10 protein-coding genes and 1 pseudogene are annotated in these 7,625 nt (G+C 56.4%); 3 read left to right on the top strand and 8 right to left on the bottom strand.

Annotation, left to right across the window (positions count from 1 at the left end):
- Window positions 1-20: 20 nt before the first annotated feature.
- Together B3Y70_RS04770 and B3Y70_RS04765 are read right to left on the bottom strand one after the other, a co-directional pair.
- Window positions 21-311 (bottom strand): annotated as a pseudogene (locus B3Y70_RS04770) (choice-of-anchor K domain-containing protein); the annotation flags it as partial.
- A gap of 196 nt (window positions 312-507) precedes the next feature.
- Window positions 508-657 (bottom strand): hypothetical protein, encoded by a 150-nt coding sequence (locus tag B3Y70_RS04765; protein ID WP_228223602.1) that lies wholly within the window; start codon window positions 655-657, stop codon window positions 508-510.
- A 148-nt stretch (window positions 658-805) separates the two neighbouring features.
- Between B3Y70_RS04765 and B3Y70_RS04760 the strand changes: the two genes are divergently transcribed.
- Window positions 806-1,597: an enoyl-CoA hydratase gene (locus B3Y70_RS04760; protein WP_286894328.1), complete on the top strand. Its 792-nt coding sequence runs from the start codon at window positions 806-808 to the stop codon at window positions 1,595-1,597.
- Here B3Y70_RS04760 and B3Y70_RS04755 read toward each other — a convergent pair whose 3' ends face one another.
- The 3 genes from B3Y70_RS04755 to B3Y70_RS04745 are packed head-to-tail and all read right to left on the bottom strand — an operon-like array spanning window position 1,598 to window position 3,804.
- The gene (locus B3Y70_RS04755; protein ID WP_286894327.1) at window positions 1,598-2,092 is read right to left on the bottom strand and encodes a DUF192 domain-containing protein; all 495 of its coding nucleotides are present in this window, start codon (window positions 2,090-2,092) and stop codon (window positions 1,598-1,600) included.
- The gene (locus tag B3Y70_RS04750) at window positions 2,089-2,850 is read right to left on the bottom strand and encodes an ABC transporter permease (protein WP_114434082.1); all 762 of its coding nucleotides are present in this window, start codon (window positions 2,848-2,850) and stop codon (window positions 2,089-2,091) included. The genes B3Y70_RS04755 and B3Y70_RS04750 overlap by 4 nt, the downstream gene beginning before the upstream one ends.
- Before the next feature lie 33 nt (window positions 2,851-2,883).
- Window positions 2,884-3,804 (bottom strand): ABC transporter ATP-binding protein, encoded by a 921-nt coding sequence (locus B3Y70_RS04745; RefSeq protein ID WP_023010274.1) that lies wholly within the window; start codon window positions 3,802-3,804, stop codon window positions 2,884-2,886.
- A gap of 148 nt (window positions 3,805-3,952) precedes the next feature.
- Here B3Y70_RS04745 and B3Y70_RS04740 point away from each other — a divergent pair, with 148 nt between their 5' ends.
- Together B3Y70_RS04740 and B3Y70_RS04735 are read left to right on the top strand one after the other, a co-directional pair.
- A complete protein-coding gene (locus B3Y70_RS04740; RefSeq protein ID WP_224848353.1) occupies window positions 3,953-4,387 on the top strand; it encodes a hypothetical protein in 435 nt (144 codons plus the stop codon).
- A 40-nt stretch (window positions 4,388-4,427) separates the two neighbouring features.
- On the top strand, window positions 4,428-4,724 hold the full coding sequence (locus B3Y70_RS04735) for a hypothetical protein (protein WP_011784937.1): 297 nt from the start codon (window positions 4,428-4,430) through the stop codon (window positions 4,722-4,724).
- On the opposite strand, the gene B3Y70_RS04730 is transcribed toward B3Y70_RS04735, so the two are convergent.
- The 3 genes from B3Y70_RS04730 to B3Y70_RS04720 all read right to left on the bottom strand — a co-directional run bounded on the left by B3Y70_RS04730 (window position 4,717) and on the right by B3Y70_RS04720 (window position 7,596).
- Window positions 4,717-5,316 (bottom strand): hypothetical protein, encoded by a 600-nt coding sequence (locus B3Y70_RS04730; RefSeq protein WP_036148562.1) that lies wholly within the window; start codon window positions 5,314-5,316, stop codon window positions 4,717-4,719. The genes B3Y70_RS04735 and B3Y70_RS04730 overlap by 8 nt on opposite strands.
- A gap of 144 nt (window positions 5,317-5,460) precedes the next feature.
- Window positions 5,461-6,927, bottom strand: a complete 1,467-nt coding sequence (locus B3Y70_RS04725) for a PhnE/PtxC family ABC transporter permease (protein WP_288589268.1) — start codon at window positions 6,925-6,927, stop codon at window positions 5,461-5,463.
- 18 nt (window positions 6,928-6,945) lie between these two features.
- Window positions 6,946-7,596 carry an ATP-binding cassette domain-containing protein gene (locus B3Y70_RS04720; RefSeq protein ID WP_114434085.1) on the bottom strand — a complete coding sequence of 217 codons (651 nt, stop codon included), beginning with the start codon at window positions 7,594-7,596 and terminating at the stop codon, window positions 6,946-6,948.
- Between the last annotated feature and the right edge of the window lie 29 nt (window positions 7,597-7,625).

The raw sequence follows: 7,625 nt of genomic DNA, 5'->3' as shown, positions 1-7,625 counted from the left end.
GGTCAAAATAAATGGCCATTGACAGGCCAGTTGTAGTGGGTGAAGGTACCCAGGTTGAAGTCAACGTTCTCATTGACGTTGACGGCTGGGGGCGCTGAGCCGTCGAAACGGTAACCACTCTGCTGTCCTCCGAAAATGGCCGGTGTTCCCCAACGGATTTCATTGGTTCCACCACCCGATACGGCCGGGCTTACGGGATTGGTGGCGGTCCAGATTCCGCTAACGCTGGTCAGCTGAATCGTCGCCGCCTGTACAGAGCCTGCGGCAAACAGGGCCACGGCGGCGCTGGCGATCAATAGTTTCTTATTCATTGGTGACACTCCCTGTGGGCTTCGTCATTTGTCTACCGTCGCTCGAAGGTGTAATCCCTGAGCTCCGAGAGACAATGAGCAACCGGAGTGCCTGATGTTAAAAACTGTCCGTTTTACAATATGAAAGGTGTGTCACCGTTTCGTCTGAGCATTCTTTGAGCAGTTGCAGTGTAAAAAAAACGGACATACCCGGAGGTTATCGATCCGGGTTGTCCTGTTCCGGAAGGGGCTCAATGCTGTTGATGTCGCCGGTGGGCGCGGCAGGTTCGTCTTTGATAATCACGAAGATGCCGCCAAGAATAATGGCAATACCAACAATGGCTTTCAGCAACGTTGAGCGAGACATGCGTCACCTCCTATGTGGGGTATCTGTTATTACCCTGAGGGCATTCTGTGGTTTTGCAACCATACGCCGAAGGTCGGTTCGACAGGGAAGCCGGTGTTGGGAATACTGACGCGAGGTCATAACAAAATAGAACCAAGGGGAGTGTTGTATGACGGCGGCATCTGATGAACTGGTGCGCGTGCACACTGAAAACGGTGTGGCCACGGTCACTCTGAACCAGCCTGAGCGACGCAACAGTCTTTCAATGGCACTGCTGGAGGCACTTTCAGAGGTGCTTGAGCAGATCGCCGGGGATGGCAGCGTGCGCGTGGTGGTACTTGCCGCAGCCGGCAAGGTGTTTTGTGCGGGGCACGATCTTCGGGAAATGCGCGAGCAGTTCGACAGCCACGATTTCCAGTTGCGGCTTTTCCGGCAATGCAGCAAGGTGATGCAGCAGATTGTGAACCTGCCCAAACCGGTGATTGCCCGCGTCGCTGGCGTAGCGACGGCCGCTGGTTGTCAGCTGGTGGCCAGTTGCGATCTGGCAGTGGCCGAGAAGGGGGCCCGTTTTGCCACGCCAGGTGTGAACATTGGCCTGTTCTGCTCAACGCCCATGGTGGCTCTGTCCCGCAATGTCAGCCGCAAGCATGCCATGGAGATGCTCTTGACCGGTGAGCTGATTGATGCGGCCCGGGCAGAACAGATCGGGCTGATTAATCGAGCGGTCGAGCCGGAAGCTCTGGATGAGACCGTGTACGGCATGGCAACCACCATCGCAGCAAAGTCGGGGCATACCCTGAAAATTGGTAAAGAGGCGTTCTACAAGCAGTTGGAAATGCCGCTGGCCCATGCCTATGACTACACGGCGAATGTGATGGCGGAAAACATGCAAGCGAACGATGCCCGGGAGGGTATTTCTGCGTTTCTGGATAAGCGGGACCCAGACTGGCAACACAAGTAATCAGCGATTGCAGGAGGCTGGCTGGTCCCGGACCAATCGGTCTCCTGCTTCGATTTGCCGGCTACTGAAGTAACCGGCGTTCATTTCCACGGCGTGCCAGTAGGAGGCGCCTGCGGGGTAGCTGGGGCAATCGTTGCTGCGCGACGATGCACAGGGGTGCATCTGGCGGATGCTGACGATCACGCCCTCGTTGTCCAGAAAGGCAATATCCAGCGGTAGAAGGGTCTGGTACATCCAGAAGCCTTGCTCCGGGCTGCGCTCATAATCGTAGATGAACAGCATGCCGGCGTTTTCTGCCAGAGCTTCCCGGCCCATCAGGCCTTTCTGTCGGTCTTTGCTGTCACTCGCCACTTCCAGCACCACTGGATGTCGCGCTGTCTCTGTGACGAAACAGGCTTGGGTCACCGGCAGGTGCCCGGAATCTTTGGCCCCAGCCGAGCCACAGCTTGCAAGCAGGGTACTTACAACCAGCAGGAAGAGAAAGCGAGTCATCATGAACGCAGACGGTAGCCGGTTTTGAAGATCCACCAGACGGCGGTCATGCACATGGTCAGGAATACCATGGTCATGCCCACACTGATGCCCACGTGTACATCCGAAACCCCATAGAAGGCCCACCGGAAGCCGCTGATCAGGTACACCACTGGATTAAAAAGGCTGATGGTTTGCCAGATCTCGGGCAGCATCTCGATGGAATAGAAGGTGCCGCCCAGGAACACCAGTGGCGTCACAATCATCATTGGCACGATCTGCAGCTTCTCGAAGCCATCCGCCCAGATACCGATGATGAAGCCGAACAGGCTGAAGGTCATGGCTGTGAGCACCAGGAATGAAAACATCCAGAACGGATGCAGTATTGAGTAGTCCACGAACAGCTTCGCGGTGGCCAGAATGATCAGGCCCAGTATTACGGCCTTGGTGGTTGCGGCACCCACATAACCCAGCACGATTTCCACGTAGGATACTGGCGCAGACAGCACCTCATAGATGGTACCGGAGAATTTCGGCATGTAGATGCCGAAGGAGGCGTTGGAGATGCTCTGCATCAGCAGCGACAGCATCACCAGGCCGGGAATGATGTAGGCCCCGTAGCTGATGCTGTCGATATCGCCCATGCGGGATCCGATGGCTGAGCCGAATACCACAAAGTACAGGCAGGTGGAGATAACGGGCGATAGCACGCTTTGCATGACCGTACGTTTCATGCGTGCCATCTCGAACTTGTAGATTGCTTTAACACCGTAAAGATTCATTGTTCTCTCCGTGAGGACCGTTCGGGCGGGTGGTTACTCGTGCACCAGGCCCACGAATATCTCTTCCAGGGAACTCTCCCGGGTTTGCAGATCACGATACTCAATGTCCAGATCACCCAGGGTACGAAGCAGTCGGGCCACGCCGGCCTGTTGTTGCTGAGAGTCGAAGGTGTAGATTAGCTCGTAGCCGTCTTCCGAAAGTTCGATTGGCTCCAGGGTGAGTTCCCCGGGCAGCTTATCCAGTTTTTGCTGAAGCTGCAGGCGAAGTTCTTTCTTGCCCAGCTTGGACATCAGGCGGTTCTTGTCTTCCACAAGAATGATCTCGCCCTGGCGGATAACGCCGATGCGGTCGGCCATTTCTTCCGCTTCTTCAATATAGTGGGTGGTCAGAATGATGGTGGTGCCGTTCTCGCGGAGTTTGCGCACCATCTCCCACATGTCACGCCGTAGCTCAACATCCACTCCGGCGGTAGGTTCATCCAGGAACAGAATGCGCGGTTCGTGGGACAGCGCCTTGGCGATCATCACCCGGCGTTTCATACCGCCAGACAGTGACATGATGCGGTTGTTGCGCTTGTCCCAGAGGGACAGGTCTTTCAGAACCTTTTCGATATGGGCAGGCCTGGGTGCCTTGCCGAATAGACCGCGACTGAAGGATACCGCATCCCAAACGGTTTCAAAGGAGTCGGTATTAAGCTCCTGCGGTACCAGGCCGATGGCCTCCCGGGCTTTGCGGTATTGCTTGACGATGTCGTGGCCGGCGGCTTTGACCTCGCCATCGCTCTTGTTGACGATGCCGCAGATGATAGAGATCAGGGTGGTTTTACCAGCACCGTTGGGGCCGAGCAGCGCGAAGATCTCGCCGGGGTAGATTTCCAGGTTGACGTCTTTGAGGGCCTGGAAGCCATCTTCGTAGATCTTGTTCAGGTGCTTAACGGATATGTCCGGTTGCACGGGCGTGTCCTGTTCTGTTGGTGGTAGACCAGAAAGCCGCACATTTTCTCATGCTGGCAGCAGTTTAGAAACCTTTGCTATGTCCGGAATTATCCCCATAATGCCGGTTTAAGATCTGGTTGTGAGGCAGGGTATGGTACGAACCATCATGGTTCTGGGTTTAGTGTTGGCTGCAATTGGGGCTCTGGCGTTTGGCCCACAGTGGCTGGAAACCGCCGGCACCGCTGAGGAACGGCCAGAATGCGACCTGCTTTCACGCGCCTGCACCTGGGAGACCGACGAAGGCGCCTGGCGAGTGGAACTCAGCACGCTCGAAGAAGGCGATCAGGGCATGGAATATCGGCTGGCGATTACCGTACCGGAAGCGCCGGACCGCTTTCTGGCGGTATTAAGAGGGCAATCCATGTATATGGGCGAATATCCGGTGCCCATGGAGCGCCAGGAGCCCCTGAGCTATCAGGCAACCTTTACGGCTCCGTTTTGCACTACGGGTGCGGAGATGATCTGGCGCATTGACCTGCAGGATGGCCAGAAAGTATTGGAAAATGTGCCTTGGGCACTGGTGTTCCGGGCTGAGAAATAGTTAAATCCCGTCAAATTTCGATGACTTCCAGGGAACAGTGATGGATTACGGGGAAAGCGTTCAGAAGGTGCTATTGCGCAAAATCCGCAAGGCCGAGCAGGATCTCGTTCAGCTCAAGCTGGATTACTGTCGCTTCGTGTTCGGGCTGACCCACCGGGCTACGGTTTCAGCCAATGGCCAGTCCTGGGTAGTGCGGGCGGTGGATGTGGAGTCCATGGCTTACACCGATGATGGCGAATTCACCAAACCTGTCATTACCGGCTCACCTGCCAACGATGATTCCTGCCGGGAGACCGTTAACCTGGGCAGCGACTGGACTCTCGAAACCGCTAAATAAACGCGTTACTGGTCACCGCCTCGTAGAGGCTCGAGTTGGCAGGCACATAATGGTTGGCTTGCCAGAATTCCGCACCTTCCAGCCCGGCACGGTAACAGGCCATCAGCACGCTGCTACCGGTAAGCGTCGAAATAGCCTGCAGCGCCTCTGGCTGCCGAATACCCGTCTTTCGGCTGACAATGCCCGCAACCATACCTGCCAGCGCCTCAGAGTGGCGAACGGGTTTCGGGCTCAGGGCGCAGCTGGCACCGTAGAGCCAGGCTGCAGCATAAGTACGAACCGCCTCTGGCGATTCTGACAGTACCAGGCCTTTCACCCGGCAATCCCGCTCCTGCAATCCCGCCAAAATGTGCAATTGGGTAAAGAGTTCAGTTCGATCCGGTGCCGTCATGCCTTTGTAGCGACGCGCTTCATTGCCCGAACTGGCGACCCTGCGCGCGGAACTCCCGGAATTATCGGCTTGCGGATCGGCGCCTGCGGCACCGGCTGGAACAAAGGATTCTGTCCGGGACAGGGTAAGCACCCGCGCGGCTAACAGCGCCAACAGGGCAATCAGCCCCAGTTCTGTCATTGTGACCAATCCATTGACCATCGTGGTATTCCTCTGAAAACGGAGCGACAAGCTGAATCATCGAGTGATTGTAACGTTGTGTAACCGGTAGGGCAGTGGGCAAACCCCGAAAATGGCACTGAAGACCGGTTTAGCTTTGAAAAATGTGATGCCAGTCCCAGGGGATCAGCAGGTGGGCATGGTCTGAAGGGCCAGTTTGCGACGAATGAAACGGCCCAGGGCGTCGACACTAATGTTCAGCAGAGCGGTAATCAAAATCAGCACCATGGCACGATCAAAACGAATATTCTGAATGGCACTGTCGACGTAAAAGCCGAGAGTGTAGATGCCAAGGATGCCCAGTATCGCCGTTTCGCGCATGATGATTTCCCAGCGGTAGAACAGGAATGCCAGGAATGAGCGGTAGATGCGGGGCACCAGTTCCCAGCTGTAGCGGGAAAAACCCACCGGAGCGTCCGGGCGCAGGTGAATGGTGTTGGTCTGCCGGCCTATCAGGTGGCCGATAATGCCACCGTTGTGCAGGGCCAGAGCCACCACGGCCGGCAGCATGGAAGGCCCCCACAGCTGCAGCAGAATATAGGCAAGAATGTATTCCGGTGTGGATCGGGCGATCACCAGAAACACATGGCCGGAGGTACGCCGCACCGGGCCACCGAAATGATTCGAGATCAGGGGGAAGGCCAGCAGGGACAGAATGCCGGTGGCTACCAGCGCTATCTGGGTTAAGACCACGGTGTTCCAGATGCCTGGCAGCGCTTCCGTTATCATTACATCGGATAACCACGCCCAGATAGCCGCAAGCCCTTCGCCATCCCGGATCGGTGAAGGAATGATATCCTCCGTAAAGAAGCGCTCCACGTTGCCCCAGACAATGGGCAGACCGTCCCCAAGAAAAAAGGGCGCTGCAAGAATATAGATCGGCAGTAGTTTGGGGCGAACCCATAAGGGCATGGTGGCGATCAGTACATAGAACAGAATCAGCATGGCGCCGGCATCTGAGTACAGACCCTGGGAGAACGAGGATTCCAGGTAGAAACCCAGAGTCGGTAGCCCCACAAAGCCCAGGATGGCAGAGGAACGCAGGCCACACTCGAGTCGGTAGGCCGTATAGGTGCGCATCTGAACCCAGCAATCAGGGATACGGGCATACAGAAAGGCGGCAATGGATGAGGTTCCCGGTGGCAGCAGACGGCCCGGTTCCTGGTCTGCCTCTTCCAGGATTTCCGAATAGACCTTGGCGAAGATGCCGGAATAGGGAATGGCAATGGCCAGCACACCCGTGAGCGGGTGGAAACCGAAAAACTGAAGAAAGATCAGCGCCCAGAACAGCTCATGGATGGCACGGATAAAGGCGCAGAAGATTCGTACTGGCAGAAAGCGGTACACCAGCGCCAGCAGGAAGCCGCAGATACTCCCGAGAGTTACGCCCACGAAGGCAAAAGCTACGGTCCGCAGCAGGGCAGTGAGCAAGCCTTCGGTACTGAAAAAATTGGGTGTGGCCACGCCCAGAAAGAAGCGACCAAGATCCTGCCAGGGGTTGGCTGTGGTAATGGCAATGTCCGCAACCAGCAGCCCGAGCAGCGCAACGGCAAGAAAAATAAAGCTGGCTCGTACGGTTGGGTAGGCGAACATGCTGAGAGTGGGTGCCTGTCAGTAGAGAACGGAAATGTCAGCGGCTGTCAGCTCGCTGGCAGGCTGGTCTAGGGCAATCTGGCCATCCTGAATACCGATGATGCGGGTACAGTGTGCCAGTGCCATCTCCACATCATGCAGCGCAACAATACTGGTGGTGAATTGATTGGTAAGCATCGTCATCACCTGCTGGGCCATTGGCCCGTCCAGGGCGGAAATGGGCTCATCGGCCAACAGTGTTGGCGCCTGCCGATAGAGCGCCCGCGCAATGGCCACCCGTTGCCGTTGCCCGCCAGACAGTGCCGCCGCCGGAATCCAGAGTTTTTCCGGTATACCCAGTTCGGTCAGTAACGCCCCGATGGCGTCTTTGTCCCGCCGGAAGGGCCGGATCAGCGTAAGCGTGTTGTACCAGGTGGCATGCTGGTCCAGTTGGCCCATAAATACATTGTGGAAGACAGGAAGCGCATTGACCAATCCAAGGCCCTGAGGAACGAGCGAAGCCTTGCCTTCGAGCCGGTCATAAAGCAAGCGGATAAGCGTGGATTTGCCGGCACCACTTTTGCCAACCAGACCAACGTGTTCCCCTTCATTGATTCGGAAGGAGAGCGGGCCAATAACCCGCTCTCCATCGAAACTGGCGGTCAGGCCATGAAAATCAAAGCCTGACATCAATCGAGAATTCCGATGTTTTCCGCTGT

Origin of the sequence: Marinobacter sp. UBA5687 (genome assembly GCF_002420325.1) — a bacterium.
GTDB classification, from domain to species: Bacteria; Pseudomonadota; Gammaproteobacteria; order Pseudomonadales; family Oleiphilaceae; genus Marinobacter; species Marinobacter nauticus.
This window is presented reverse-complemented; position numbering and strand designations above follow the sequence as displayed.